The following is a 25,933-nucleotide window of genomic DNA, read 5'->3' as shown; positions in this document are numbered from 1 at the left end:
GCCCCTAACCTTGGCGAAGCGTCTCCGACGGCACGTACCCGAGCTGCTTGTCCACGACGTTGCGCAGTGGCTCCCCCGCGCGCCAGCGACGGAAGTTGTCCGCGAACACCTCTACCAGAGTATTACGCCAGCCGACGAAGTCACCCGACATATGCGGCGAGATCAGCACGTTCTCCATAGTCCACAAAGGACTATCGGACGGCAGCGGCTCGGTGTCGAAGACGTCGAGCGCCGCGCCGCCGAGCGGCCCGTCCCGCAGTGCGCCGATCAGGTCCGAGGTGACGACCAGTTCGCCGCGGCCGACGTTGACGAACCGTGCGCCGGGTTTCATCGCGGCGAAGGCCTCGGCGTCGAACATGCCTCTGGTCTGCTCGGTCAGTGGCGCGACCGCTACGACGTAGTCCGCCCCGGGAAGATGGCGGGCCAGATCCGAAGACGCGTACACGTCCCCGAAGTCGGGATCGCCCTCACGAGAACGGCGTCCGACGCCCGCCACCGACATCCCGGCCGCCCGCAGCAGCCGCGCGATCGACCGGCCGATCGGCCCGGTGCCGACCACGAGGACCCGGCGGCCGGAGATCCGTTCACTCTCCCGGTGTTTCCACTGCCTCTGTCGCTGCAGGTCCCAAGAACGGACGAAGTCCTTGGCGAACGCGAGGACGACCCCGAGGACGTACTCGGCTATCGCCCCGTCGAACACCCCGCGGGAGTTGGTGAGCACGACGTCGCTTTCCTGCAGCCCCGGGAAGAGAACGGGGTCGACGCCCGCGCTGGCGATGTGCAGCCAGCGCAGCTTGTCGGCCGCGTGCCAGGCGCCCGGGACGGCGGTCGAAAGGAAGTCGTAAACGAAGAACGCGTCGGCGCCGGACAACGCGTCGGCCAGCCCGGCCTCACCGGTGTAACGAACCACCGCGCGGTCTTCGATAGCGCGCATGTCCGGTGGGCGTGTGTCTCCGCAGAGCACCGCCAGCACAGGGGTCTCCGAGGCGATCACGTTGACACCGTAAAAGTGGCTCGTATGATTGTCAACAATCCGAGGAACGACCCCCGGAGCACCGGACTGTGACAGCAGAAGTTTCCGGAGGCTGAGACTTGGATTTCGACTTACTGGAGTTCGAAGGCCCGTTGGCGCAGCGCGGTATCGGCGTGATCGCTCCCTTCGACCTGGCCCTGGAACGCGAGCTGTGGCGCTGGGTGCCCATGGAGGTCTCCCTCCATCTGGCGCGGACGCCGTATGAGCCCGTGCCCGTCAGCATGGAGATGGCCCAGCTCGTCAGCGACAGCAGGCATCTCGCCGCCGCCACGCGGGACGTGCTCCACGTGGAGCCCGAAGTCGTCGCCTATCTGTGCACCTCCGGCAGTTTCGTCAATGGTGTGGACTACGAACGCTCTCTGACCAAGGCGATCTGCGACGCGGGCGCGACGGACGCCGTCACCACGTCCGGAGCGCTGGCGGAGGTTCTGCACCAGCTCGACCTCCACCGAGTCTCGGTGCTCACCCCGTACGACGGCGACCTGACCGGGAAGCTGCACGACTTCCTGGCCGAACTCGGCGTCCACACCGTCTCCAGCGACCATCTCGGCCTGGGCGGCGGCATCTGGAAGGTCAGTTACCGGACCATCGCCGAACGCATCCTCGCCGCCGACCACGCCGACGCCGAAGCCATCTTCGTCAGCTGCACCAACCTCCCCACCTACGATCTGATCGAGCCACTCGAAAGCGCGCTCGGCAAACCGGTCCTCACCGCGAATCAGCTCACCATGTGGGCCTGCCTCCGGCGGATGAACCTGCCGATCGTCGGGCCCGGCAAGTGGCTCCGGGAGGTCGACTGACCTCTTCGCCTACGATTGTCGACAATCTGCCCTCCGGAGGTTCCGTGCCCATCACGCCGTTCGCCCCGCCCGAGCCGCCGTCCGAGACGACCACCATCGGGTTCATCTATCCCGATCACGCGGCCGAAGACGACTACCCGCTCGCGGAACAGCTCCTCGGCGGGGACATGGCCGGGATCAAGCTGCCGGTCGAGCACATCTACGGAACCGACCTGCACGCCGTGCCCGAGCTCCTGGACCTCGGTAGCGAAAGCCGGCTCGCCGACGGTGCCGCGCTCCTGGCCAAGCACGAACCCGACGCGGTGGTGTGGGCGTGCACCAGCGGCAGCTTCGTCTACGGCTGGGAAGGCGCCCGCGACCAGGCCGACCGGTTGGCCGCCGTCGCCGGTGTCCCTGCGTCGAGCACGTCCTTCGCCTTCGTCAACGCCGCACGAGCGCTCGGCGTCCGGCGGGTCGCGGTCGCCGCCAGCTACCCGGACGACGTCGCCCGGCTGTTCGTCGAATTCCTCGGCGCGGGCGGGGTCGAAGTGGTCTCGATGGGCAGCGCGGACATCGACACCGCGGCCGAGGTCGGCGAACTCAGCCCGGAAGCCGTCGTCGAACTCGCGGTGAGCCGGGACCACCCGGCCGCCGACGCGCTGCTCGTCCCCGACACCGCCATGCGGACGCTCGGCGAGATCAACACGCTCGAAACCAGGCTCGGCAAGCCGGTGCTGACCGCCAATCAGGTCACCGTCTGGGAAGGTCTGCGGCTCACCGGGAAGTCCCCGCTCGTCCGCACCTTGGGCGCGCTGTTCGGGAGAAGGGGCGACTGAACCATGTCCTTGCCGGATATCGAGCCGGTCAGCCGGGAGTCGACCGCCGGGATCATCGCGCGCCAGTTGCGGGACGCGATCATGACCGGCGCCCTCCCTCCCGGCACCCAGCTCGGCGAAACGGATCTGGCCTCCCGGTTCCAGGTTTCGCGGGGGCCACTGCGCGAGGCGATGCAGCACCTCGTTTCCGAAGGACTCCTGCGCAGCGAGCGCCACCGCGGCCTGTTCGTGATCGACCTCGAGCCCGGCGACGTCTACGACATCTACTCGGCGCGCTCGGCGATCGAACGCGCCGCGATGCTGCGGGCACTGCGCGGGGACAGGGAACGGGTCGCCACCGAACTCGAAGAGGCCGTGCACGCCATGGCCACCGCCGCGGACGACGACGACCCGACCGCGCTCTCCTGGGCGGACCTCCGTTTCCACGAGGCGCTGATCGCCGCTTCCGGCAGCAAACGGCTCGTGCGCATGGCCAGAACCCTGCTGATCGAGACCCGGATGTGCCTCACCGCGCTGCAGGCGACCTATCAGCAGGTCGAGGAACGGGTCACCGAGCACACCAGGATCATCGAAGCACTGCGGGCCGGTGACGAAGAGACCGCGCTGTCGCTGCTGGAAGCCCATATGGAGGACGCCGTCCAGCGGCTGGCCCCGGGAACCAGCCTGCGGGAAGGCGAAGCTCCCGCGGTGCCATAGGGATTCATCCACGGCCCCGCGCCCCCAGCACCGGCTGACCGCCCGTCCCGCCGCGGAACTCCCTGTCCCACGGCCAATTTCCGTGCTCGTCCTCGTAGACCAGTTGCACCGCGCGGAATTCCTCGCCGTACAGGAGAACGGCGGTGAGCAGGTGCGCCGACGGTGCACTGAGCGGGACGACCTCGAACGACGGCCATCCGACCGCGGCGGGCAGCACCTCACCCGCCTGCGGCGGACCCGACCGGACCACCTGCTGGGCGAAATAATTCAGCAGCTGCCCGGATCTTCGCTCTCTCAGGCCGGTGACGACGAGCTCCGGCAGCCCGGCATCGGTGAGCCCGACCGTGTACGCGAAACCGGGCTGGACCGTTCCGCGCTCGACCGTCTGCACCATCCAGCCGTACTTCCGGATCAGCGGGCGGACCTCCTCGACGAGGTAGTCGTCGCGGGTCTTTCCGGGGTTGTCGCAATGCCAGCACATCGGTGCTCCTCCAGTCGTCGAATCCGATGACCGGCACTGTGCACCGGGGCACCGACAAAAACTCACGGCCCGGGGTGACGCACAGGCGACGAACGGGCTTTCGTGCTGGATTTCGCGCCGAGATTCCCTTTCAGGGCAACATTTTTACCTTGCTTGAGAAAATTTTCCGAGAGCATGGCCGCGTGATGGACTGTCGGGCCCTTGCAGGGGCCGAGTTCACGGGCCCGACGTCCCCGATGCCACATCGGATGCACCGAACGATTCAGCCGATATGCGTCGCGAGCGGCGACTCGGCAGGCAGGGGTCAGGGTTCCTGATGTCGCATTCGAGTTGCTGAGTTTCCTAATGCGACATCGGTAACACCGAACCGCGGCTGCTCCACTCGAAACACCACTACAACCTTAACTCCCTTGAGTGCACGAAGGCCCCTTCTCTGCGCTTAACGCAAAGAAGGGCCTTCCTGCACCCAAAAGTCATGAATGTACCGTTCATGACTTCCGGGACTTGACACGCCACTATGCGGATGGTTCAAGATAGAGCGGCGACCACCGCGGACCCGAGTTCGGCGGTGGTGGACTTCCCGCCGAGGTCGGGGGTTTGCACGGCCCCCTCCTCGAGAACCTTTTCCACCGCGGCGCGTACCTCTTGTGCCGCGGCGGTTTCCCCGAGATGGTCGAGCAGCATCGCTCCCGCCAGGATCTGCGCCACCGGATTCGCGATGCCTTGCCCGGCGATGTCGGGAGCGCTGCCGTGCACCGCCTCGAACATGGAAGGGAGCTCACCGGTCGGATTGATATTGCCCGAGGGTGCCATTCCGAGCCCGCCCGTCACGGCCGCCGCCAGGTCGCTCAGGATGTCACCGAACAGATTGGAAGCCACCACGACGTCGAGCCGGTCCGGCGCCTGCACCATCCGCGCGGCGAGCGCGTCGACATGGCACTGCTCGGCATGCACGTCCGGGTACTCCGCGGCGATTTCGGCGAAGATCTCGTCCCAGAAAGGCATCGAGTGGATGAGCCCGTTGGACTTGGTCGCCGAACAGACCCGCCCCGTGCGCGTCTTCGCCAGTTCGAAGGCGTAGCGGATGATCCGCTCCACCCCGACCCGCGTGAACACGGATTCCTGTAAGACGAACTCGTTCCCCAGCCCCCGATTGTGCCTGCCGCCGATCTCCGAGTACTCACCCTCGGAGTTCTCCCGGACGATCACCATCTCCAGTTCTTCGGCGCCGCGGCCCGCCAGAGCCGACGTCGTCCCCGGCAGCAGCCGGACCGGCCGGAGGTTGACGTACTGGCTGAACGCGCGCCGGACCGGAATGAGGAGACCCCACAACGAAACATGGTCCGGGACGCCGGGAAAACCGACGGCACCGAGAAAGATCCCGTCGAAAGCCGAAAGCTGTTCGATCCCGTCGGCAGGCATCATCGAGCCGGTTTTGGTGTACCGCTCACAACTCCAGTCGAACTCCGTCCAAGACAAGGAGAAGCCATGCGATGCCGCCGCGCGGTCGAGGACCTTGCGGGCCTCGACCGTCACATCCACGCCGATCCCGTCGCCGGGAATGCTCGCGATCCGATAGGAGGTCCCTGCTCGAGAAATCACAGAGCCACCGCGATGTACTTGGTCTCGAGGAACTCGTCGATGCCGACACTGCCGCCCTCACGGCCCAGCCCCGACTGCTTGATCCCGCCGAACGGCGCCGCCGGGTTCGAGACCAGTCCCTGGTTGAGGCCGATCATGCCGGCTTCCAGCCGCTCCGAGACCCGCAGTGCCCGTTTGAGATCGGAGGTGTACACATAGGACACGAGACCGAATTCGGTGTCGTTCGCCGCCGCGATGGCCTCGTCCTCGCTGTCGAACGGAGTGATCGGGGCGACCGGCCCGAAGATCTCCTCCGAAGCGAGCCTGGCGTCCTTGGGCACGTCGGCGAGCACCGTGGCCTGATAGAAGTTTCCCGGACCGTCCACTGTGGATCCACCGGTGAGAACGCGCGCTCCTCGCTCGGTGGCGTCGGCGACCAGACCGCTGACCTTCTCGACGGCGGCTTCGTCGATGAGGGGACCGACGACGACACCCTCCTCGGTTCCACGCCCCATCGGCAAAGCCTCCATCCGCTCGGTGAGACGCCGGGAGAACTCGTCGACGATGCCTCGCTGGACATAGAAGCGGTTCGCGGCCGTGCAGGCCTCGCCGATGTTGCGCATCTTCGCGGTCATCGCGCCTTCGATCGCCGCGTCGAGGTCGGCGTCTTCGAAGACGAGGAAGGGGGCGTTGCCGCCGAGTTCCATCGAAGTACGGAGAACCTTGTCCGCGCACTGTTCCAGCAGCTTCCGCCCGACGCCGGTCGAGCCGGTGAAGGACAGCTTCCGCGCGCGGCCGTCGCGGATCAACGGCTCCATCACGCCGCCGGAGTCCGACGTCGTGAGCACGTTCAGCACCCCTTCCGGCAGTCCCGCCTCGGCGAGGATCGCCGCGAGGGCCAGCATCGAAAGGGGAGTCTGGGCAGCGGGTTTGATGACCATCGTGCAGCCTGCCGCGACCGCGGGCCCGATCTTGCGGGTGCCCATCGCCATGGGGAAGTTCCATGGCGTGATCAGCAGGCACGGCCCGACGGGCTGCTTCGTCACGAGGAACCGGCCTGCCCCGTTGGGGGCGACGGCGTAACCACCGTCGATCCGGACGGCTTCCTCCGCGAACCAGCGGAAGAATTCGGCCGCGTAGGTGATCTCGCCCTTCGACTCCGCGAGCGGTTTGCCCATCTCGAGGGTCATCAGCAGCGCGAGTTCGTCGGCGCGTTCGATCAGCAGCTCGTAGGCGCGGCGCAGGATCTCACCGCGTTCGCGCGGGGCGACGCTCGCCCAGCCGGCCTGTGCCGCGACGGCCGCGTCGAGCGCGCTGACGCCGTCCGCCGGTGACGCGTCGGCCACCTCGCACAGGGCTTCGCCTGTCGAGGGGTCGAGAACGGGGAAGGTCTTCCCGTCCGTGGCGGGCACCCACTTGCCGCCGATGAACAGTTCCTTGCCGACCGACGTGACCACGCCGGCCTCACTGATCGAGCTCATCCCAACGCTCCTCCATGTTGTCCCGAACGCCATGCTATGGATATTGTCAACAATCGACAACAGCTCAGCCGACCTAGGAGCGCAGCCCATGGCCCAGCTATCACCGCTGCTCAAGCAGGCAACGCCGGTCGTGGTCGACCACGGTGAAGGGGTTTACCTCTACGGCACCGATGGCAAACGTCACCTGGATTTCACCGCCGGTATCGGCGTGACCAGCACCGGCCACTGCCACCCGCACGTGGTGAGCGCGGCGCGGGAGCAGATCGGCAAACTCGTCCACGGGCAGTACACGACGGTCATGCACAAGCCGATGCTCGAGCTGACCGAGAAGCTGGGCGGTGTCCTCCCGGAAGGCCTGGATTCACTCTTCTACGCGAACTCGGGCAGCGAGGCGGTCGAGGCGGCGCTCCGCTTGTCGAGGCAGGCCACGAAACGGCCCAACGTCATCGTCTTCCAGGGCGGGTTCCACGGCCGGACGGTCGCGGCGGCGACGATGACGACGTCGGGCACCCGGTTCAGCGCCGCGATCTCGCCGCTCATGTCCGGCGTGCATGTCGCGCCCTTCCCCTACGCGTTCCACTACGGCTGGGACGAGGAGACGGCGACGAAGTTCGCGTTGCGCGAGCTCGACTACCTCTTCGCGACGGTCTGCGCGCCGAACGAAACGGCCGCGTTCTTCATCGAGCCGGTGCTCGGCGAGGGCGGGTACGTCCCGGCGAACACCGAGTTCCTCGCCGGACTGCGGGAACGCGCCGACAAGCACGGGATCCTGCTGGTGATGGACGAGATCCAGACCGGCTTCGGCCGGACGGGCCGGTTCTGGGGGCACGAGCACTTCGGGGTGCGCCCGGACATCGTGCTCATCGCGAAAGGGCTCGCGAGCGGCTTCCCGATCTCGGGTATCGCCGCGTCGGAGGAACTGATGGCGAAGGCGCTCCCCGGTTCCCAGGGCGGGACCTACGGCGGCAACGCGGTGGCCTGCGCGGCGGCGATCGCCACGCTCGAGGTGATCCAGCAGGAGGGCCTGGTCGAGAACGCCGCCGAACGAGGACGCCAGCTCCTGGAAGGCGTGCGGGTGGTCGCGGACAAATCACCGTCGATCGGCGACGTCCGCGGGCTGGGGCTGCTGGTCGGTTCCGAGTTCACCACGCCGGACGGCGAGCCGGACACCGCGAAGGCCCAGGCGGCCCAGAAAGCCGCGTCCTCCAACGGGTTGTTGCTGCTGACCTGTGGGGCGTACATGAACGTCGTCCGGATGGTGCCGCCGCTGATCGTCGATTCCGCACAAATCGACGAGGCCCTGCGGATCTGGGGTGACGTCGTGGCGGGGGTCGAGTGATGGCCCGCTACATCACGATCACGCTCGACAAGCGCGGAGTGTCCTGCCGGGCCCGGCTGCTTGACGCCGAAGCCCCGCGGACCTGTCGCGCGGTCTGGGACGCGTTGCCGCAAAGCGGTTCGGCGTACCACGCGAAGTACGCGCGCAACGAGGTCTACACGCTCGTGCCGCCCTTCGCCGAACCGAAGCCGGGCCGCGAAAATCCCACGGTGACCCCGATTCCGGGGGATGTCGTGTACTTCGGGTTCGAGGCTTGGGAGATTGGCAACCCGGCGTACGGCTACGACGAGGACAGTGAGGCGCACAGCGACCAGGGCGCGACGGACCTCGCGATCTTTTACGGCCGCAACAACCTGCTGATCAACGGTGACGCGGGCTGGGTGCCCGGCAACGTGTTCGCGACGATCGAAGAGGGGCTCGCCGAAATGGCGGAAGCCGCCCAGGATCTCTGGCTGCGAGGTGTCGAGGGCGAGACGCTTTCGTTCGCACGCGCGTGAAAACCCATGGGCGGTGCGGGTTCGCACCCTCACCGCCCACGGGCCGGCACCCCACCCTGGCTACTGCCGCGCTTCGGAGAGCCGGTACTCGACGCCACCGACCTCTTCGCCGCGCTGGTCCACCTGAGTCACGTGGACGGTGTACCGCTGTCCCCCTGCCGCCTCGGCTTCCGCGGTGAAGCTCAGCCTGGCGTCCACCTGTTCGCCGGACTTGAATGTCAAACCGCTGATCCGAGCCCTCTGCGGGTTCACGATGGCCAGCTCGGTCTCACCGATCCGTTCAACACCTTCACCCTTCGCACCGGCCGCCCGCCAGCGCGGCGAGGTCGGGGCCGAGATCGATGGTGATCCACCCCGGGCCGGTGAACGGCCTGCCCGGCTGGGTGAAGACGATGTCGCCGACCGCCGTGGGGTCGGGACCGTTGTCGTCGTCGGCCACCCAGGCGACGCCGACGCTGTGCCCGATCCGCACGCCTTTCTCGCCGCACAGGCGCAGGGAGAACATTTCGTCGTTCTCCACGAGGGAGTCGGCGCGGACCTTGACCGCGACCGTCTGTGCGTCCGCCTTCCGGACCAGGTCAGCGTGCCCGCACGCGGCAGGTAGTCGACGCTCTCCTTCGCGACGAACGCCGGATCGACCGGCGAGCCGTTGCCCTCGATCGTCCGGTATTCGACCGAGCCCTGCGGCGCGCAGCCGCCGTCGGTGAGCGAAAACGGTGAAGACAAGGGTGGTGTACCCGGCGCTCGTCCCCTCGGCCTGACTGACTCCGCTGACGTTCGCCACGGACGCGGTGCAGCCCGTTTGCCCGCCTTCGGCCACCGGTACCGCGAGTCCGAACGTGACCGCCAGCGCCGCCCCCAGCGCCGCGATCCGTCTCATCCTGGATCCCCATCGAGCGTCCGCCCCTTCCGCCGGGCCGCCGCGGCCCGCTGCGACGTGGGTAACCGAGCGAGGTTGTGGCCACCGTGCGAGCAAACGTGAAAATGATTCATGGCCATCATCGCCCGCTACGTACTACGCTTCGGTAACCAGGCAAAGAAGTGTGAGGAAGGGCAGTCGATGGGCGAAGTTGCGGCACGGTTCGCCGAGATCGTCGGGGACACGAATTTGCTTTCAGGCGAGGCGATCCCCGAGGATTACGCGCACGACGAGGCGTTGACCACCACGGCGCGGCGGCCCGCCCACCTGGCGAAACCGGGAAGCGCCGAGGAGGTCGCGGAGCTGCTCAAGGCCGCGAGCGAACACGGCGTGCCGGTCACCGCGAGAGGATCGGGCACCGGGCTTTCGGGTGGCGCCACACCACGCGAAGACAGTCTGGTGATCTCTTTCGAACGAATGAACGCGGTGCTGGAGATCGACACGGAGAATCACGTCGCCGTCGTCCAGCCGGGTGTCACGTTGTCCGATTTGGACGAAAAGACCACGGTGGCCGGACTCGGCTACACCGTCTATCCCGGGGAACTGAGCGCGAGCGTCGGCGGCAACGTCGGCACGAACGCGGGCGGGATGCGCGCGGTCAAGTACGGCGTCACGCGGCACAACGTCGTGGGTCTGCAGGCCGTGCTGCCGACCGGCGAGATCATCCGCACCGGTGGCAAGACCTCGAAGGTGTCGACAGGGTACGACCTGACGCAGCTGATCGTCGGTTCCGAAGGCACCCTCGCGATCGCGACCGAGGTCATCGTGAAGCTGTACCCACGTCTGCCGCACGGCGCCACGGTGCTCGCCCCGTTCGAGACCTTCGACGAGGTGATGACCGTCGTCCCGAAGATCATCGCCGGCGGGCTCGCGCCGCACATCCTCGAGTACATCGACAACCTGACGCTCGCCGCGATCAGTTACAACGAGAAGCTCAGCCTCGGCGTGCCGGACTCCATCCGCGACACCGCGCAGGCGTATCTGGTGGTGGCGCTGGAAAACCGCGACAGCGACCGGTTGCACGCCGACATCGAGGAACTCGGCGGCATGCTGGGCGAGCTCGGCGCGATGGACGTGTACGTGCTCGAAGGCAACTCGGCGCGCAAGCTCATCGAGGCCCGCGAGAAGGCGTTCTGGACGGCCAAGTCGGTCGGGGCCGACGACATCATCGACGTGGTGGTGCCGCGGTCCGCGATGCCGGAGTTCCTGCGCAAGGCCAGGGAAATGGCGCTGTCCCGCGAGTCGGGCGCACTCGGCTGCGGGCACGCCGGCGACGGCAACGTCCACCTCGCCATCTTCTGCAAGGACCCGGACAAACGGAAGCAGCTGCTGACGGACATCTTCGCGCTCGGCATGGAACTCGGCGGCGCGATCTCCGGCGAGCACGGTCTCGGGAGGACCAAGTCCGGGTATTTCCGCGAACTGGAGGACCCGGCGAAGATCGCGCTGATGCGGCGGATCAAGGAGAGCTTCGACCCGGCCGGGATCCTCAACCCCGGCGTTCTTTTCGCTGAGAGGGCTTGAAAAGTGAGTGAGATGAACGGCGCCCAGTCCCTGATCCGCACGCTCGTCGACAGTGGCGTTGATGTGTGCTTCTCGAATCCGGGCACCTCGGAGATGCACTTCGTGGCCGCGCTCGACACCGTGCCCGAGATGCGCGGCGTGCTCGGCCTGTTCGAAGGCGTCGTCACCGGTGCCGCAGACGGGTACGCGCGCATCGCCGACAAGCCGGCGGCCACGCTGCTGCACCTCGGCCCCGGCCTCGGCAACGGGCTGGCGAACCTGCACAACGCGCGCCGCGCGCACACCCCGATCGTCAACGTGATCGGCGATCACGCGACCTACCACAAGCAGTACGACGCCCCGCTCGAATCGGATATCGAGGCCGTCGCCGGTTCGCTCGAAGGCTGGGTCCGCCGGTCCGAGCACACGAAGGACGTCGGCGCCGACGCCGCCGCCGCGGTCGCGGCGTCCCAGGACGCCCCCGGCCAGGTGGCGACGCTGATCCTCCCCGCCGACGCCTCATGGGGCGAGGGCGGCGAGCCCTGCGCGCCGATCCCGCCGCGGATTCCGCAGGCCGTCAACGCGACGACGGTGAAGAAGATCGCCGAGGTGCTGGCCAGTGGTGAACCGGTCGCCCTGCTCGTCGGCGGCAGCGGCTGCCGTGAGGCCGGTCTGCGCGCGACCAGCCGGATCGCGGCCGCGACCGGGGTGAAGGCGTTCGTCGAGACCTTCCCCGCCCGGCTCGAACGCGGCGAAGGCCTGCCGACGATCGAGCGGCTGGGTTATCTCGCCGAGCAGGTCGCGTACCAGCTCGACGGGATCAAGCACGTGATCGTCGCCGGGACGAAGGCGCCCGTGTCGTTCTTCGCCTACCCCGGCAAGGCGAGCAACCTGGTTCCCGAGGGCGCTCAGGTCCACGTGCTGGCCGAAGTCGGACAGGACGTGCCTCGAGCGCTGAACGACGTCGCGGGACTGGTCGCGGCCGAGACGGAGCCGGTGCTGCAGGAGGCTTCCCGGCCTGCGTTGCCGTCCGGACCGCTGACGCCGCAGAACTGGGTCGAGGTGATCGGCGCGCTACTGCCGGAGCGAGCGATCATCGCGGATGAGGCGAACACCTCCGGCCTGCTGCTGCCCGCCGCGACCGCGGGGGCACCCCGGCACGACGTGCTGACCCTGACCGGCGGCGCGATCGGCTACGGCATGCCCGTCGCGACCGGGGCGGCCGTCGCCGCGCCGGACCGGCCGGTGATCAACCTGCAGTCCGACGGCAGCGCGCTGTACACGATTTCGGCGCTGTGGACGCAGGCCCGGGAGAACCTCAACGTCACCACCGTCCTGCTGAACAACCGCGCGTACGCGATCCTGCGGCTGGAGTTGCAGCGGGTCGGCGCGGACGCCAATGGTCCCAAGGCGAACGAACTGCTCGACCTCTCCCGGCCCGACATGGACTTCGTCAAGATCGCCGAAGGCATGGGTGTCCCGGCGACCCGGGCGACGACGGCGGAGGAGCTGGCCGAGCAGTTCCAGCGCGCACTCGCCGAACCGGGACCGCACCTGATCGACGCGATCGTCCCGACGCTGTTCTGAGCGGAGCGTCCCTGCGTGCGATGAGTCCTTTCATCGCGCGCAGGGCGCTAGCGGACCGAGGCGACCAGAGGTTCAGGCCGGCGTTGCTTCGGGACGAAAACGGTCAAGACGAGCCCCAGGAGCGCCGCACCGGCGGCGACCACGAAACTCAGCCGGAACCCCGTCGCGGACGGGACGGAAACCCCGCCGACGGTGATCGCCAGCGACGCGAGCATGGACGCCATCACCGCACTGGACGTCGACGTGCCGACGGAGCGCATCAGCGAATTCAACCCGTTCGCGGACGCGGTTTCGCTGACCGGGACCGAGCCCATGATCAGCGCCGGCATGGCCGCGTAGGCGATGCCCACCCCGCCGCCGATGATGATCGAAGCCGTGATCAGCTCGAAGGCGTTGTCCATCAACACGGTCGCGAAGGCGTATCCGGCCGCGATGGTGGTGGCACCGACCATCAGCGTCGTACGTGGCCCGTAGCGTTCGATGAGCCGGGCCGAAACCGGTGACAGCATGAACATGACCAGGCCGTTCGGCGCGAGGCAGAGCCCGGCCTGCACCATGGTCAGGCCGAGGCCGTAGCCGGTCGACGCGGGAGCCTGCAGCAACTGCGGGAACGACAACGCCATCGAGTACAGCGCGAACCCGATCATGATCGACGCGAGGTTGGTGAACAGCACCGGCCGCCGCGCGGAGACCCGCAGGTCCACGAGCGGATCACGCCGCCGCAGCTGGTAGGCGCCCCAAACCAGCAGGATCACCACCGCGCTCCCCGCGAAGACGAGGGTTCGGCCGCTTCCCCAGCCCCACTCACTGCCCTTGACGATCGGCAACAACAGGCAGACCAGGCCTACAGTCAGCCCCAGCGCGCCGAGGTAGTCGAACGGCGCCGGTGTCTTCACCGGCGACTCCGGCACCACGAACAGGATGAGCAGACCGCAGACGAGCCCGAGCCCCGCCGACGCCCAGAACAGGACGTGCCAGTCGGCGTTCTGCGCGACCAGCGCCGACACCGGGAGCCCGATGGCACCTCCGACACCGAGCGTCGAACTCATCACCGAGATCGCGGCGCCGACCCGTTCCGTCGGAAGTTCGTCCCGCATGATGCTGATGCCCAGCGGGATCGCGCCCATCGCGCAGCCTTGCAGCCCTCGCCCGAGGACCATCAGCGCGAGCGAACTGGTCAGCGCGGACACCACCGAACCGGCGACCAGGAAGCCCAGGCTGATCAGCAGCAACCGGCGTTTGCCGTAGAGGTCGCCGAGCCTGCCGCTCACCGGCATCACCACGGCCCCGGCGATCAGGGTCGCCGTCACCACCCACGACGCGTCCGACGGAGTCGCATCGAGCAGCCGGGGAAACGCGGGGATGAGCGGGACGACGAGCGTCTGCATGAACGAGGCCACCAGACCGCAAGTGGCGAGCACGACGACGAAGACCCGGGGCGAAGGTGCCCGTCCGACCGGTTTCACCATGCGCATCCCATGATCCGACCTTACACAGCACCACCCTTCTCAGTGAACGGTTGACCGACGGGATCACAGCCAGGTGCGAACCCCACCATGGCCGGAACAGGTACCGCGGCGATTCTGGCTGTAGCTATAGGAACCATCCTTGCAGAGGGCGGTCGCTCCGTCGGCCGCGCCGGGTCCGGCCGACGGCCGATGGACACAGACACCGACGGTGTTGCGGTAGTAGTCGCTTCCGCACTCCACCAGGTTCGGCGCCTTCGCCGCCTGCGTTGTCTTCGGAGGTGTTCTCGTCGGTTTGGGCTCGACCTGCTTCGGCACCTCGACCGCGGCTGTGGTCGTCGGCACGAACTGCTGAGGCGTCGGCGATGTCCGACTGCTGGCCGGCGTCGGCGTTGTCGTCGGCCCCGTCGGCACTGTCGGCCCAGTCGGCGTGGTCGACGCTGTCGACACCGGGCCGCTCTGCGGCGTGACCCGTCCGGTGGGCGCGGTCTCCACACCACAACCGCCGGCGACCAGAAGTCCGATCGCCAGTGCCATGCCCAGCTTCGTCGCTCTCTTCGGCATACGACCTCCCCGGCACCTGGTAGTGCCGCGTAGTCGGGAGATCGTCCGCTGGCGTTACCGCCAGGCGGGAGCTGGGCCGTGTCCTAGTCGACCATTGAGCCGCAACTGATGTTCAACGCCGTCGCCGTCATGCTGCGCGCGTGGTCCGACGCGGCGAAGGCGGCCACCCGGGCGACGTCTTCGAGTGATGCCGTCCGCTTGAGCATCGTCGCGTCGACCATGTCACGGATGGCGTCGTCGAGGCCGGCGCCCTCAGGAATCGTCTCCGGGATCCCGCCGGTGCGCAGAGTCACGACACGGATGCCCTGAGGCCCGAGTTCGCATGCCAGCCCGCGCCGCAACGCCTCCATCGCGCTGAACGCGACCTGCAGCCCGCCGAGGTGGTACCCCGGCAGCGGATCACCGTCGCCACCGAACATCATGATCACCCCGGACCCCTGCCCGATCATGTGCCGGGCGGCCGCCCGCGCGGTCAGGAAGTTCGTCCGTACCGCCGTCCGGACCGGGCTTTCGAGGTCCTCCAACGACATCTCGACCAGCGGAGTGCCCTGGACGTCGTTGTGCGTGATCACGTTCATCGAGATGTCGACGCTCCCCGCCGAGGAAGCCACCGAAGCGGCATGCTCGTCGATGGCGGCTTCGTCGAGCGCGTCGAACTCCGCCGTTTCGGCTTTCCCGCCCGCCGCCCGGATTTCATCGGCCAGAGCATCGAGCTTCTTCAGCGTGCGACCGGTGAGGTGGACCGTCGCACCCTCTCCGGCGAAACCGCGGGCCACCGCGCTCCCGATCCCGCCCGCCGCCCCGTAGATGATCGCGTTCCTGCCTCCGAGCAACATCGACTCCTCCTATTTCCCTTGCAGCGTGATGAGTCCTTCGGGAGCCCCTTCCAGCTGGACGTCGACCCACAACGGGAGCCACGGGTCGACTTCGTGGAACCTGCGCAGCTCCGCCAGGCCGCTGAGCCAGCCCATCCACGCGCCGTACGGCGGCTTCTCCTCGGAGAATCCACTTTGGACGAACGTCAGCCTCGTACCGCCGTCGGAGTCCTCGAGTTCCCATGAGGCGACGACGCCGTCCTGGTAAGCGAGCGACATCTTGGAGCCGGGCACCAGGTCGACGATCTTCGCCGGATCCGGGTCGATTTCCAGCGACCCCATCGCCCAGCGGCCGCCGACGTGGGCCTCCGCCTCGATCCGGGCACCGAACCAGCGCGTGAACACGGCGGGGTCGGCGATCGAGGAGTAGACCTCACCTCGCGGCGCGTCGATCCGCACTTCTTCGCTCATCAGCGGGGAAGTGAGGTCACAGCGGGCGGTGAGCGGCCGCCCTTCGACGTGGTCCACGAGGTTCGCGACGGAAAGCGCCCAGAACGTGTACATCATGCCGAGTGCCGAATCCGGGTCGGCGAGCATCGCGGTGTAATCCGGCAGACCGCTCTGGCTGAACGACAAGGACGTCCCGTCCCCGTCCTCCGTCAGCGCGATCTCGACGACGGTCTCCGTACCGCCGACGATCCACGCGAACCGCAGGACGTTGTCCTCGGCCAGCAGCAGTCGCTGGCGCGGACGATCGCCTTCCGGCGTGTAGCGACCCCAGAACTCGTACCGGGACGGCAGGTCGACTTCCGCGTATTCGGAAAGCCACTCCCGCAGCGCGGCGGGATCGATCAGTGCGTGCCAGACCTCTTCGATCGGCGCGCGCATGCGCAACTGGAACCTCGTCGGTTCAGTCACGGGCATCTCCCTTCGGGTAACAGGCCACGGCGAGTTTGAAGGCGTCGCCTTCCGCTCCCCCGTAGCGGGTGAACAGATCCTGCAAAGTCGTCTTCAGTTCGTCGAGGAACTCCTGACGCCGCTCCGGCTCCACCCGGATCTCGCCGGAGACACCGATCGACGGCAGTTCGGGCGCGGCCCTGTCGAGCGCGGCGACGTCCGCCTGGACCTCTTCCATGAGGTCCACCAGGTAGCCAAGGCTCAGCTCGTCCCGCGCCACCCTCGGTCCGAGCCGGCCCACCAGCCCCGGGGACAACCAGTACGAACGGGCGGTCGCCTGGTACACACCCTCACTGACGGCGCGCACCTTCCGCTCCGACACCTGCTTCACGAGACCGGCTTCCACCAGTCGCTTCACGTGGTAATAGACCCGCTGCGGAGTCTGCTCCAGCACCGCCGCCACCTCGGTGCAGGACCGCGGCTCCGCCAGCTGCCGCAGGACGTCCACCCGCTGCGGTTTCAGCAACGCCTCCGCCTGCTCCAGCCGCTCGAGGTACTCCACGTCTCTCACAGCGCCACACCCTTGATCACAAAAACCAGTTTGAACGTAAAAATTCATTTTGTCAATCAGGGTGGATCGCGCTACTCTCGTCGTGTGGCGATCCTGCGGCGGTACGCGGCGGACATCGCGGTCACCGCGGCGGTGATCGCGGGTTCCGTCGTGGCCTCGGTCGGGGATGACGCGGAAGCACCGCGCAACGCGGTCGTCGGCTGGGTCTGCGTGGCACTCGCCTGTGCCGCGTTGTTCCTGCGCCGGCGGTATCCGCTTCCCGTCGCGATCTTCACCGCTGCCTGTTGCGCGATCTACTACCCACAGACCGATCCCGACGGATTCGTGCTCCTCGCGTTCGCCTTCGCGCTGTACAACGCCGCCTCGACCGGGCGGATCCGCAGCGCGGCGGTCGTCGCGGCGGCCTCGATGGGTGGCGTCGCGATCGGCGAGGCACAGGCAGGCGCCGCACGACAGGTGGACGACTTCGCGTTCCTGTTGATGGCGGGCTGGTTCATCGCGCTGGTCGCGGTCGGCGCGGTGACGTACTACCGCCGCGAAGCCGAGCGCACCAAGGAGACCGAGGCACGGCGAAGGGCCACGGACGAGCGGCTCCGGATCGCGCGCGAACTGCACGACGTCCTCGGCCACAACCTTGCGCTCATCAACGTCCAGGCGGGCGCGGCCCTGCACGGCAAGGATCCGGTGAAATCCGAGGAGGCGCTGACCACGATCAAACAGACCAGCAAGGAGGCCTTGCGCGGACTCCGCGCCACACTGGGCATGTTGCGGCAGGCGGACACGCCGAGCCTGGCCAGGGTCGCCGAGCTCGCCGAGTCGGCGGGCGCGCACGGGCTGACCGTCCGGACCGAGATCGACGGCACCGCCACGGAACTGCCACCCGACGTCGAACACGCGGCCTTCCGAGTGGTCCAGGAGGCGCTGACCAACGTCGCGCGGCACGCCGCCGCGAACACCGTCGTGGTGCGGATCGGCTACACACCCCATGATGTGTCCGTGCAAATCGACGACGACGGCCGGGGCGGCACGGCGAAACCCGGCAACGGGATCCGAGGCATGACCGAACGGGCCGAGGCACTCGGGGGCGAACTCACCGCGGCCGCCCGCGATGACGGCGGCTTCCGGGTGCGCGCCCGGCTTCCTCTGCGGGTGAAGAAATGATCCGGGTCCTGCTCGTCGACGACCAGAGGCTGGTGCGTGCCGGATTCAAGTCCATATTGGACAGTGAAGACGACATCACCGTGGTCGCCGAAGCGGCCGACGGGCGCGAATCCCTTCAAGCCGCGTACGAACACCGGCCCGACGTCGTCCTGATGGACATCCGGATGCCCGGGATGGACGGTCTCACCGCGACCCGGCACCTGCTCGAAGACCCCGCGCTGACCGGGATCAAGGTCGTCATCCTCACCACCTTCGACCTGGACGAGGACGTCTACGGCGCGTTGCGCGCGGGTGCCAGCGGGTTCCTGGTCAAGGACACCGAACCGGAGGAACTGATCCACGGCGTCCGCGTGGTCGCCAGGGGCGACGCCCTGCTCGCGCCGTCGATCACCCGCCGCCTGATCTCCGAATTCGCCTGCCGGGTGGACCGGCCGGTCCCCTCGCCCACCCTGAACCGGCTCACCGAACGGGAACGCGAGGTGATGAGCCTGGTGGCGGCCGGCCTGTCCAACGACGAGATCGCGAAGGAACTCGTGCTCAGCCCGGCGACGGCCAAGACGCACGTCAGCCGGATCATGACCAAGGTCGACGTCCGTGATCGCGCGCAACTCGTCGTGCTCGCCTACGAATCGGGCATGGTCACCCCTCGCTGGTTGACCCCGTGACCACAACCCCGGTAGTACGGGAGGAGCCTTAGGGGTACCCAGAAGTCGCGGCCGGAGTGCCCGCCGGAGCCCGACGATATGCGGGCCGGGAAAGCCGATGCTTTTCCGCCATGGACACCATCACTCTTTCCCCGAGACAGCCGCCTGGGGGCGCGCTCTCGAAGCTGGCGGGCTGGTCTCAGCGTCATCGCTGGCTCGCCGTTTCGCTCTGGCTGCTCACCCTCGTCGGTGTCACGCTGGGCTCACAGCTGGCGGACAGTGCGTATCACGACGACCATTCCCTGCCGGGCACCGAATCCCAGCAGATCATGGACCTGTTCAAGGCACAGGCTCCGGCGCAGGCCGGCGCGACGGCCGAGATCGTCTTCAAGACCGAAAGCGGGCTCGCGACCGCACGCGGACCGATCGACCGGATGCTCGCCGAAGTCCGGAACCAGCCACACGTGAAGGCGGTGACGAGCCCCTTCGACAGCCCCACGGCCATCTCGCGTGAGGGCACGATCGGCTACGCCGCGGTCGCCTTCGACCTCGAGTCGAAAGATCTGCCGTACGACGACATCGTGCGCGTCGTCGACACCGCGAAGAAGGCGGAATCGGCCGGGCTCCAGGTCGAACTCGGCGGCGACCCGATCAAGCGGACCGGCGGGGGCGGTGGTCCGTCGGAAGGCGTCGGGTTGCTGGCCGCGCTCGTGATCCTCGTGTTCCTGTTCCGCTCAATCCTCGCCGCGGGGCTCCCCGTGATCACGGCGATCTTCGCCGTCGGCAGCACCCTCGGCGTGATCGTGCTCGTCAGCAGGTTCGTCGACATCGCGAGCTACACGACGCCGCTGATGATGCTGGTCGGGTTCGGCGTCGGCGTCGACTACGCGCTGCTCATCTTTTCCCGCTATCGCGGCGAAATCCTGGCCGGTCTCGACCGCGAGCAGGCGGCGCGGCGGGCACTGGACACCGCGGGCCGCTCGGTGCTGTTCGCGGGCGGCACGGTGATCATCGCGCTGCTCGGCCTGCTCGCCCTCGGTCTCGGTTCGCTGCGCGGGGTCGCCCTCGCGGTGGCCCTGACCGTGCTCGTGACGATGCTCGCCTCGATCACCCTGCTGCCGGCCCTGCTCTCCCTTTTCGGCCGCCGCTTGGAAAAAGGCATCCGCAAGCATGCCTCGAAACGGGAACACGGCAAGGCGTGGGGCCAGCTCGGGGACGCGGTCCAGCGACGGCCGATGGTGCCGCTCGCGATCGGGCTGCTCGTCCTCGTCGGCCTTTCCCTGCCCGCGCTCGGCATGCGCCTCGGGTTCGCCGACGCGGGCACGGATCCGGAGCCGTCGACCACCCGGCAGGCCTACGACCTGATGGCGGAGGGTTTCGGTCCCGGGTTCGGCGAGCCGCTGATCGTGGTCACCGAGAACGGCGATGGTGCCGCGCTGCGACGGAAACTCGAAACCACACCGGGGATCGCCGAGGTGACACCGCCGATGGGGCAGGGCGTCACGACGGTGCTCGCCTTCCCCACTTCTTCACCGCAGGACGAGGCGACCGCCGAGCTGGTGGAACGGTTGCGGACCGAGGTGTTGCCGACCCTGCCGGGCAAGTACCTGGTCGGCGGGAGCGTCGCGGCGGCGGTGGACTTCGCGGACGCGGTGGGTAACCGGTTGCCGCTGTTCGTGCTGGTGGTCGTCGGACTCTCGGCGTTGCTGCTGATGGTCGTGTTCCGCTCGATCCTGATCCCGCTCAAGGCGGCCTTGCTGAACCTGCTGAGCATCGGCGCCGCGCTCGGCGTGATGACGGCGGTGTTCGGCGACGGCCTGTTCGGAGCGCAGCCTGGCCCGATCGAAGCGTTCGTGCCGGTGCTGATCTTCGCGATCGTGTTCGGGCTTTCCATGGACTACGAGGTGTTCCTGGTGTCCCGGATGCACGAGGAATGGCGGCGCACCGGCGACGCGCGCCACGCCGTCCGCGAAGGACTCGCTTCCACCGGCGGGGTGATCACGGCCGCGGCGCTGATCATGATCCTGGTGTTCGGGGCGTTCCTGCTCAATCCCGACCGGATGCTGGCGCAGTTCGGTCTCGGGCTGGCGGTGGCGGTGCTGGTGGACGCGTTCGTGATCCGCTGTCTCGTGGTGCCCGCGGTGATGCGGTTGCTCGGGGAGCGCGCCTGGTGGCTGCCGCGATGGCTGGACCGGCGGTTGCCGCACGTGGCGCTGGAACCGTCGGCTCGCTAGCCCCGAACGACATGAAAGGCCCCTTCATTGCGAAATTTTGCAATGAAGGGGCCTTTCATGTCACGCGCTTATTCGTAGATCTCGCCCTTCGCGGCCTTCTCGACCAGCGACGCGGGCGGGGTGAAGTGGTCGCCGTAGCGCTCCGCCAGCTCACGAGCCCGGTCGACGAAGCCCTGCAGGCCACCCTCGTACTGGTTGATGTACTGGATGACACCACCGGTCCACGCCGGGAAACCGATACCGAAGATCGAACCGATGTTGGCGTCGGCGACGGTGGTGAGCACGCCCTCGTCGAAGCACTTCACGGTCTCGAGCGCCTCGGCGAACAGCATGCGCTCCTTGAGGTCCTCGAACGGAACCTCGGCGGTGCCAAGCCCGGGTGCGGGTGTCCCGCGAGGCACTGTGAACGCGTCGCGCAGGCCCGGCCAGAGACCGGTCCGCTTGCCCGCTTCGTCGTAGTCGTAGAAACCCGAACCGGTGGAACGGCCCTTGCGGTCGAATTCCTCCACCATCCGGTCGATGACACCCTCGGACGCGTGCGCGTTCCAGGTGCCGCCGGCGGCCTCGATCGCTTCGCGGGTCTCCTTGCGGATCTTGCGCGGCAGCGTCAGGGTCAGCTCGTCCATCAGCTGCAGCGGCGGGGCCGGGTACCCGGCCTGCGCACCGGCCTGCTCGATCGACGCCGGCTCGACACCCTCGCCCAGCGCGGCGACGGCCTCGTTGAGGAACGTGCCGATGACGCGCGAGGTGAAGAAGCCGCGGCTGTCGTTGACGACGATCGGGGTCTTCTTGATCTGCAGCGTGTAGTCGAAGACCTTCGCCAGTGTGGCGGGCGAGGTCTTCTCACCGCAGATGATCTCGACCAGCGGCATCTTGTCCACCGGCGAGAAGAAGTGGATCCCGATGAAGTCCTCGCTCCGCTGGACACCTTCGGCGAGCGCGGTGATCGGCAGGGTCGAGGTGTTGGAACCGAGCACGGCGTCGGGGTTGACGTAGCCCTCGATCTCCTGGAACACCTTGTGCTTCAGCTCGACGCTCTCGAAGACGGCCTCGATCACGAAGTCGACGCCGGCGAAGTCCTCCGCCTTGTCGGTCGGCTTGATCTTGGCGAGCAGCGCGTCGGACTTCTCCTGCGTGGTCTTGCCGCGGGAGAGTGCCTTCTCCTCCAGCTTGACCGCGTAGCCCTTGCCCTTTTCGGCGCCTTCGAGGGTGACGTCCTTGAGCACGACGTCGATGCCGGCCTTCGCCGAGACGTACGCGATCGCGGCGCCCATCATGCCCGCGCCGACGACGCCGACCTTCTTGGCGGTGTACTTCTCGAAACCCTCCGGCCGCGAACCGCCGGAGTTGATGCTCTGCAGGTCGAAGAAGAACGCCTTCGTCATGTTCTTCGAGACCTGGCCGGTGGCGAGGCTGATGAAGTAGCGGGTCTCGACGGTGATCGCGGTGTCGAAGTCGACCTGCGAACCCTCGATGGCCGCGGCCAGGATCGCCCGCGGGGCCGGCATGTTCGCGCCCTTGATCTGCTTGCGCAGGTTCGCCGGGAACGCGGGCAGGTTCGCCGCGAAGCTCGGGTTCGACGGGGTGCCGCCCGGGATCTTGTAGCCCTTGACGTCCCACGGCTGCACGCCGCCTTCGGGGTTGGCCTTGATCCACGCCTTCGCGGCCGGGACCAGCTCCTCGACGGTGCCGACGAGCTCGTGCACCAGGCCGAGTTCCTTCGCCTTGGCGGGCCGGTGCCGCTGGCCCTGCAGCAGCACGTTCAGCAGGGCGCTCTGGATGCCCAGCAGGCGCACGGTGCGGACCACGCCACCGCCGCCGGGGAGCAGGCCGAGGGTGACCTCGGGGAGGCCGATCTGGCTGCCCTTGACGTCGGCCGCGATGCGGTGGTGCGTCGCGAGCGCGAGTTCGAGGCCGCCGCCGAGCGCGGCGCCGTTGATGGCGGCCACGACCGGCTTGCCCAGCTGCTCGAGCCGGCGCATCTGCCCCTTCATCAGGCCGCTGCTCTGGGTGATCTCGGCGGCGTGCTCCGGCTTGGCCTGGATCAGGTCGTTGAGGTCGCCACCGGCGAAGAAGGTCTTCTTGGCCGAGGTGAGGACGACACCCGTGATGCTGTCCTTCTCCGCCTCCAGCCGGTCGACGACCACGCCGAGCGACTCGCGGAAGTCGGCGTTCATCGTGTTGGCGGACTGCTTCGGGTCGTCCAGGGTGAGCACGACGATGCCGTCGGCGTCCTGCTCCCAGCGGATGGTCTTCGCTTCAGTCATTGTCTCTTCCTCAGACCCGCTCGATGATGGTCGCGACGCCCATGCCGCCGCCGATGCACAGGGTGACCAGGGCGCGGCGCGCCTGACGACGCTCCAGCTCGTCGACGACGGTGCCGACCAGCATCGCGCCGGTGGCGCCCAGCGGATGCCCCATCGCGATGGCGCCGCCGTTGACGTTGACCTTCTCCTCGTCGAGGTGCAGGTCCTTGATCCACTTGAGGACGACCGAGGCGAAGGCTTCGTTCAGCTCCCACAGGTCGATGTCGTCCGGGGTGAGACCGGCGATCTTGAGGACCTTCTCGGTGGCCGGGGTCGGGCCGGTGAGCATGATCGTGGGCTCGGAGCCGACGGTCGCGGTCGCCACGATGCGGGCGCGCGGGGTCAGGCCGAAGTCCTTGCCGATCTGCTCGTTGCCGACCAGCACCACCGCGGCGCCGTCGACGATGCCGGACGAGTTGCCGCCGGTGTGGACGTGGTTGATCTTCTCGACCGAGTGGTATTTCTGGAGCGCGACGGCGTCGAAGCCGCCCAGCTCACCGATGCCGGCGAAGGCGGGCTTGAGCTTGCCGAGACCTTCGACGGTGCTGCCGGGGCGACGGTGCTCGTCGTGGTCGAGGATCGTGACGCCGTTGATGTCCTTCACCGGGACGACGGACTTCGCGAAGTAGCCGCCGGACCAAGCCGCTTCGGCCCTTTCCTGCGAACGCACGGCCCACGCGTCGACGTCCTCGCGGGAGAAGCCCTCGATGGTCGCGATCAGGTCGGCGCCGGTGCCCTGCGGGACGATGTAGTTGTCGTACGCGGTGGCCGGGTCCATGAACAGCGCGCCGCCGTCGGAACCCATCGGCACACGCGACATCGACTCGACGCCGCCGGCGATGATCAGCTGGTCCCAGCCGGAGCGCACCTTCTGCGCGGCGGTGTTGGTGGCTTCGAGGCCGGAGGCGCAGAAGCGGTTCAGCTGGACACCGGCGACCGATTCGGGAAGACCCGCGTTCAGCGCGGCGGTGCGCGCGATCACGGCGCCCTGCTCACCGACCGGGGACACCACGCCGAGGACGATGTCGTCGATCACGGCGGGGTCGAGGTTCGGGTGCCGGACCTTCAGTTCCTCGATGAGGCCGACCACGAGATCGACCGGCTTGGTGCCATGGAGGGCACCGCCCTTGTTCTTGCCGCGAGGCGTACGGATCGCCTCGTAGATGTAGGCCTCGCTACTCACAGAAAAACTCCTCCGCGTACGGCGCTGTAACAGGATGAAACGTACCGGCCAGTAGCCATGCTAATGCCGATTAACATAAACCGCGATAACCCCATGGTGTCAATGGGTTGCGATGCACGCAACCGGCGCTATCGTGGGTTCACCTATGGATCACCCGACCGAGCGTTCAGCCCGACCGCGCGACCGCAAGGCCCAGCTGGCAGGCCTCGCCGCGGAGCTGTTTCGCGCCCGCGGGTTCCACGGCGTCGGCATCAACGACATCGCCGCCGCTGCCGGGATCACCGGCCCGGCGCTCTACCGGCATTTCGCGGACAAGCAGGCGGTGCTGTCCTACGTCGTGCTGTCCGGCATCGACGACATGGAGGCGGCCACCACCGAGACGCTCGCCGACGGTCTCCCCGTTCCCGCCCAGGTCAACGCGCTCTTGGGCACCCTCGCCGCGCAGGCGGTGGAGCGGCGCGAGGTCGCCGCGCTGTGGCGCTGGGAGGGCAGGCATCTGCCCCGGGAGGAACGGCGCGAGATCCGCCGCCGGTCCGGCGCGGTGCTCGAAGCGTGGTCCAAGGCGCTGCGCGCGTTGCGTCCGGAACTGACCGCCGACGACGCCGAGCTGCTGTGCTGGGCGGGGCTGAGCGTCTTCGGCAGCGTCTCCGTGCATCACACGTCCGTGGCGAAAAAACGCTTCGCGCAGATCCTGGTGCGACTGGCGGAGTCGGTGCTGCATGTCACACTTCCCGAACCCGCGGAGCAACCGGACGAGACGCCGTCGCTCGCACTCGGCGAGCCGTCCCGCCGCGAGCAGATCCTCGCCGCCGCGACCGAGCTGTTCGGGCAACGCGGCTTCCGCGCGGTGAGCATGGAGGAGATCGGCGCGGCCGCCGGGATCGCCGGGCCGAGCGTGTACCGGCACTTCCCCAGCAAGGCCGCGCTGATGGTGGCGATCGGGCATCGAGCGGCCGACCGGCTGGCACTCGCCGCGGAACGCGCGTTGCGGACCGACGACGAACGCGACGCGCTGCGCAGGCTGGCGGCGTCCTATGTGCACACCTTGCTGCACACGCCCGAACTGCTGGTCTCGTTCTCCGGCAGCCCCATGGAACTGCCGGAACGCGACAAGGCGGACCTGATCCGCGTCCAGCGGGACTACGTCGCGCGCTGGATCGCGCTGGTGTCGGAAGTCCGCCGGGAACTGAGCCTGCGCGAAGTGAAGATCACCGTGCACGCGGCGCTGACCATCGCGAACGACCTCGCGCGCACCCGGCGCGTCAACGGCCGCCCGAACTTCGAGGCCGAGCTGACCGCGCTGACGCACGCCGTCCTGAAAGTCAGCTCTTAGCAAACTCCCGTGTCCCGCAAAGGCGTG

24 protein-coding genes are annotated in these 25,933 nt (G+C 68.0%); 11 read left to right on the top strand and 13 right to left on the bottom strand.

The features are described 5' to 3' along the window. Nucleotides 1-4: 4 nt before the first annotated feature. Nucleotides 5-994 carry a D-2-hydroxyacid dehydrogenase gene (locus ACLJQ7_RS31430; protein WP_410651776.1) on the bottom strand — a complete coding sequence of 330 codons (990 nt, stop codon included), beginning with the start codon at nt 992-994 and terminating at the stop codon, nt 5-7. 98 nt (nt 995-1,092) lie between these two features. Between ACLJQ7_RS31430 and ACLJQ7_RS31425 the strand changes: the two genes are divergently transcribed. The 3 genes from ACLJQ7_RS31425 to ACLJQ7_RS31415 are packed head-to-tail and all read left to right on the top strand — an operon-like array spanning nt 1,093 to nt 3,344. Beyond that, nucleotides 1,093-1,833 (top strand): Asp/Glu/hydantoin racemase, encoded by a 741-nt coding sequence (locus ACLJQ7_RS31425; RefSeq protein WP_410651775.1) that lies wholly within the window; start codon nt 1,093-1,095, stop codon nt 1,831-1,833. Nucleotides 1,834-1,877: 44 nt separating this feature from the next. Next, nucleotides 1,878-2,648, top strand: a complete 771-nt coding sequence (locus ACLJQ7_RS31420; RefSeq protein WP_410651774.1) for a maleate cis-trans isomerase — start codon at nt 1,878-1,880, stop codon at nt 2,646-2,648. A gap of 3 nt (nt 2,649-2,651) precedes the next feature. Beyond that, a complete protein-coding gene (locus ACLJQ7_RS31415) occupies nt 2,652-3,344 on the top strand; it encodes a GntR family transcriptional regulator (RefSeq protein WP_410651773.1) in 693 nt (230 codons plus the stop codon). A gap of 4 nt (nt 3,345-3,348) precedes the next feature. On the opposite strand, the gene ACLJQ7_RS31410 is transcribed toward ACLJQ7_RS31415, so the two are convergent. The 3 genes from ACLJQ7_RS31410 to ACLJQ7_RS31400 form a co-directional block, all read right to left on the bottom strand. Continuing rightward, nucleotides 3,349-3,825, bottom strand: a complete 477-nt coding sequence (locus ACLJQ7_RS31410; RefSeq protein ID WP_410651772.1) for a DUF4262 domain-containing protein — start codon at nt 3,823-3,825, stop codon at nt 3,349-3,351. 528 nt (nt 3,826-4,353) lie between these two features. Further along, nucleotides 4,354-5,427: a tartrate dehydrogenase gene (locus tag ACLJQ7_RS31405; RefSeq protein ID WP_410651771.1), complete on the bottom strand. Its 1,074-nt coding sequence runs from the start codon at nt 5,425-5,427 to the stop codon at nt 4,354-4,356. Continuing rightward, entirely contained in the window at nt 5,424-6,887 is a 1,464-nt protein-coding gene (locus tag ACLJQ7_RS31400; protein WP_410651770.1) for an NAD-dependent succinate-semialdehyde dehydrogenase, read from the bottom strand. Before ACLJQ7_RS31400 ends, ACLJQ7_RS31405 begins: the two co-directional genes overlap by 4 nt. A gap of 88 nt (nt 6,888-6,975) precedes the next feature. Here ACLJQ7_RS31400 and ACLJQ7_RS31395 point away from each other — a divergent pair, with 88 nt between their 5' ends. After that, entirely contained in the window at nt 6,976-8,226 is a 1,251-nt protein-coding gene (locus tag ACLJQ7_RS31395; RefSeq protein ID WP_410651769.1) for an aspartate aminotransferase family protein, read from the top strand. After that, entirely contained in the window at nt 8,226-8,723 is a 498-nt protein-coding gene (locus ACLJQ7_RS31390; RefSeq protein ID WP_038508763.1) for a DUF3830 family protein, read from the top strand. Before ACLJQ7_RS31395 ends, ACLJQ7_RS31390 begins: the two co-directional genes overlap by 1 nt. 60 nt (nt 8,724-8,783) lie before the next feature. Here the strand turns inward: ACLJQ7_RS31390 and ACLJQ7_RS31385 are convergent, their stop codons facing one another. Then, nucleotides 8,784-8,945 (bottom strand): hypothetical protein, encoded by a 162-nt coding sequence (locus tag ACLJQ7_RS31385; RefSeq protein WP_410651768.1) that lies wholly within the window; start codon nt 8,943-8,945, stop codon nt 8,784-8,786. 67 nt (nt 8,946-9,012) lie between these two features. Further along, nucleotides 9,013-9,603, bottom strand: a complete 591-nt coding sequence (locus ACLJQ7_RS31380) for a hypothetical protein (RefSeq protein WP_410651767.1) — start codon at nt 9,601-9,603, stop codon at nt 9,013-9,015. Between the two features lie 180 nt (nt 9,604-9,783). Here ACLJQ7_RS31380 and ACLJQ7_RS31375 point away from each other — a divergent pair, with 180 nt between their 5' ends. Further along, nucleotides 9,784-11,166 (top strand): FAD-binding oxidoreductase, encoded by a 1,383-nt coding sequence (locus ACLJQ7_RS31375; RefSeq protein ID WP_410651766.1) that lies wholly within the window; start codon nt 9,784-9,786, stop codon nt 11,164-11,166. A gap of 12 nt (nt 11,167-11,178) precedes the next feature. After that, nucleotides 11,179-12,732: an acetolactate synthase large subunit gene (locus ACLJQ7_RS31370; RefSeq protein WP_410651765.1), complete on the top strand. Its 1,554-nt coding sequence runs from the start codon at nt 11,179-11,181 to the stop codon at nt 12,730-12,732. Nucleotides 12,733-12,779: 47 nt separating this feature from the next. Here ACLJQ7_RS31370 and ACLJQ7_RS31365 read toward each other — a convergent pair whose 3' ends face one another. The 5 genes from ACLJQ7_RS31365 to ACLJQ7_RS31345 all read right to left on the bottom strand — a co-directional run bounded on the left by ACLJQ7_RS31365 (nt 12,780) and on the right by ACLJQ7_RS31345 (nt 17,045). Continuing rightward, complete coding sequence (locus ACLJQ7_RS31365) at nt 12,780-14,207, bottom strand: MFS transporter (protein ID WP_410651764.1); 1,428 nt, start codon at nt 14,205-14,207, stop codon at nt 12,780-12,782. 57 nt (nt 14,208-14,264) lie between these two features. Further along, nucleotides 14,265-14,762, bottom strand: a complete 498-nt coding sequence (locus tag ACLJQ7_RS31360) for a DUF3761 domain-containing protein (protein WP_410651763.1) — start codon at nt 14,760-14,762, stop codon at nt 14,265-14,267. Nucleotides 14,763-14,845: 83 nt separating this feature from the next. After that, on the bottom strand, nt 14,846-15,598 hold the full coding sequence (locus ACLJQ7_RS31355) for an SDR family NAD(P)-dependent oxidoreductase (RefSeq protein ID WP_410651762.1): 753 nt from the start codon (nt 15,596-15,598) through the stop codon (nt 14,846-14,848). Nucleotides 15,599-15,607: 9 nt separating this feature from the next. Next, nucleotides 15,608-16,501 (bottom strand): SRPBCC family protein, encoded by an 894-nt coding sequence (locus ACLJQ7_RS31350; RefSeq protein WP_410651761.1) that lies wholly within the window; start codon nt 16,499-16,501, stop codon nt 15,608-15,610. Continuing rightward, entirely contained in the window at nt 16,488-17,045 is a 558-nt protein-coding gene (locus tag ACLJQ7_RS31345; protein WP_410651760.1) for a helix-turn-helix domain-containing protein, read from the bottom strand. Before ACLJQ7_RS31345 ends, ACLJQ7_RS31350 begins: the two co-directional genes overlap by 14 nt. 84 nt (nt 17,046-17,129) lie before the next feature. Here ACLJQ7_RS31345 and ACLJQ7_RS31340 point away from each other — a divergent pair, with 84 nt between their 5' ends. The 3 genes from ACLJQ7_RS31340 (at nt 17,130) to ACLJQ7_RS31330 (ending at nt 21,084) form a co-directional block, all read left to right on the top strand. Next, entirely contained in the window at nt 17,130-18,206 is a 1,077-nt protein-coding gene (locus ACLJQ7_RS31340; protein ID WP_410651759.1) for a sensor histidine kinase, read from the top strand. Continuing rightward, nucleotides 18,203-18,871 carry a response regulator gene (locus ACLJQ7_RS31335; protein WP_410651758.1) on the top strand — a complete coding sequence of 223 codons (669 nt, stop codon included), beginning with the start codon at nt 18,203-18,205 and terminating at the stop codon, nt 18,869-18,871. The genes ACLJQ7_RS31340 and ACLJQ7_RS31335 overlap by 4 nt, the downstream gene beginning before the upstream one ends. Before the next feature lie 110 nt (nt 18,872-18,981). Beyond that, the gene (locus ACLJQ7_RS31330; RefSeq protein WP_410651757.1) at nt 18,982-21,084 is read left to right on the top strand and encodes an MMPL family transporter; all 2,103 of its coding nucleotides are present in this window, start codon (nt 18,982-18,984) and stop codon (nt 21,082-21,084) included. 68 nt (nt 21,085-21,152) lie between these two features. Here ACLJQ7_RS31330 and ACLJQ7_RS31325 read toward each other — a convergent pair whose 3' ends face one another. Beyond that, nucleotides 21,153-23,351 carry a 3-hydroxyacyl-CoA dehydrogenase NAD-binding domain-containing protein gene (locus ACLJQ7_RS31325; protein ID WP_410651756.1) on the bottom strand — a complete coding sequence of 733 codons (2,199 nt, stop codon included), beginning with the start codon at nt 23,349-23,351 and terminating at the stop codon, nt 21,153-21,155. A gap of 10 nt (nt 23,352-23,361) precedes the next feature. After that, nucleotides 23,362-24,573: an acetyl-CoA C-acetyltransferase gene (locus ACLJQ7_RS31320; RefSeq protein ID WP_410651755.1), complete on the bottom strand. Its 1,212-nt coding sequence runs from the start codon at nt 24,571-24,573 to the stop codon at nt 23,362-23,364. A gap of 145 nt (nt 24,574-24,718) precedes the next feature. On the opposite strand from ACLJQ7_RS31320, the gene ACLJQ7_RS31315 reads away from it, so the two are divergent. Beyond that, nucleotides 24,719-25,906: a TetR/AcrR family transcriptional regulator gene (locus tag ACLJQ7_RS31315; protein WP_410651754.1), complete on the top strand. Its 1,188-nt coding sequence runs from the start codon at nt 24,719-24,721 to the stop codon at nt 25,904-25,906. Nucleotides 25,907-25,933: the final 27 nt, after the last annotated feature.

This window comes from Amycolatopsis sp. cmx-4-54 (assembly GCF_046548895.1).
GTDB lineage: Bacteria > Actinomycetota > Actinomycetes > Mycobacteriales > Pseudonocardiaceae > Amycolatopsis.
Note: the sequence above shows the minus strand (reverse complement) of the source record. Positions and strands in the feature narration are given on the sequence as shown.

Excerpts from the sequence above, each read along its gene's own strand:
- ACLJQ7_RS31380 (WP_410651767.1), bottom strand. The coding sequence starts at position 9,603 with ATGAGACGGATCGCGGCGCTGGGGGCGGCGCTGGCGGTCACGTTCGGA.
- ACLJQ7_RS31315 (WP_410651754.1), top strand. The coding sequence starts at position 24,719 with ATGGATCACCCGACCGAGCGTTCAGCCCGACCGCGCGACCGCAAGGCC.
- ACLJQ7_RS31325 (WP_410651756.1), bottom strand. The coding sequence starts at position 23,351 with ATGACTGAAGCGAAGACCATCCGCTGGGAGCAGGACGCCGACGGCATC.
- ACLJQ7_RS31330 (WP_410651757.1), top strand. The coding sequence starts at position 18,982 with ATGGACACCATCACTCTTTCCCCGAGACAGCCGCCTGGGGGCGCGCTC.
- ACLJQ7_RS31395 (WP_410651769.1), top strand. The coding sequence starts at position 6,976 with ATGGCCCAGCTATCACCGCTGCTCAAGCAGGCAACGCCGGTCGTGGTC.
- ACLJQ7_RS31390 (WP_038508763.1), top strand. The coding sequence starts at position 8,226 with ATGGCCCGCTACATCACGATCACGCTCGACAAGCGCGGAGTGTCCTGC.
- ACLJQ7_RS31410 (WP_410651772.1), bottom strand. The coding sequence starts at position 3,825 with ATGTGCTGGCATTGCGACAACCCCGGAAAGACCCGCGACGACTACCTC.
- ACLJQ7_RS31335 (WP_410651758.1), top strand. The coding sequence starts at position 18,203 with ATGATCCGGGTCCTGCTCGTCGACGACCAGAGGCTGGTGCGTGCCGGA.
- ACLJQ7_RS31415 (WP_410651773.1), top strand. The coding sequence starts at position 2,652 with ATGTCCTTGCCGGATATCGAGCCGGTCAGCCGGGAGTCGACCGCCGGG.
- ACLJQ7_RS31365 (WP_410651764.1), bottom strand. The coding sequence starts at position 14,207 with ATGCGCATGGTGAAACCGGTCGGACGGGCACCTTCGCCCCGGGTCTTC.
- ACLJQ7_RS31375 (WP_410651766.1), top strand. The coding sequence starts at position 9,784 with ATGGGCGAAGTTGCGGCACGGTTCGCCGAGATCGTCGGGGACACGAAT.
- ACLJQ7_RS31400 (WP_410651770.1), bottom strand. The coding sequence starts at position 6,887 with ATGAGCTCGATCAGTGAGGCCGGCGTGGTCACGTCGGTCGGCAAGGAA.
- ACLJQ7_RS31355 (WP_410651762.1), bottom strand. The coding sequence starts at position 15,598 with ATGTTGCTCGGAGGCAGGAACGCGATCATCTACGGGGCGGCGGGCGGG.
- ACLJQ7_RS31360 (WP_410651763.1), bottom strand. The coding sequence starts at position 14,762 with ATGCCGAAGAGAGCGACGAAGCTGGGCATGGCACTGGCGATCGGACTT.
- ACLJQ7_RS31350 (WP_410651761.1), bottom strand. The coding sequence starts at position 16,501 with ATGCCCGTGACTGAACCGACGAGGTTCCAGTTGCGCATGCGCGCGCCG.
- ACLJQ7_RS31370 (WP_410651765.1), top strand. The coding sequence starts at position 11,179 with ATGAACGGCGCCCAGTCCCTGATCCGCACGCTCGTCGACAGTGGCGTT.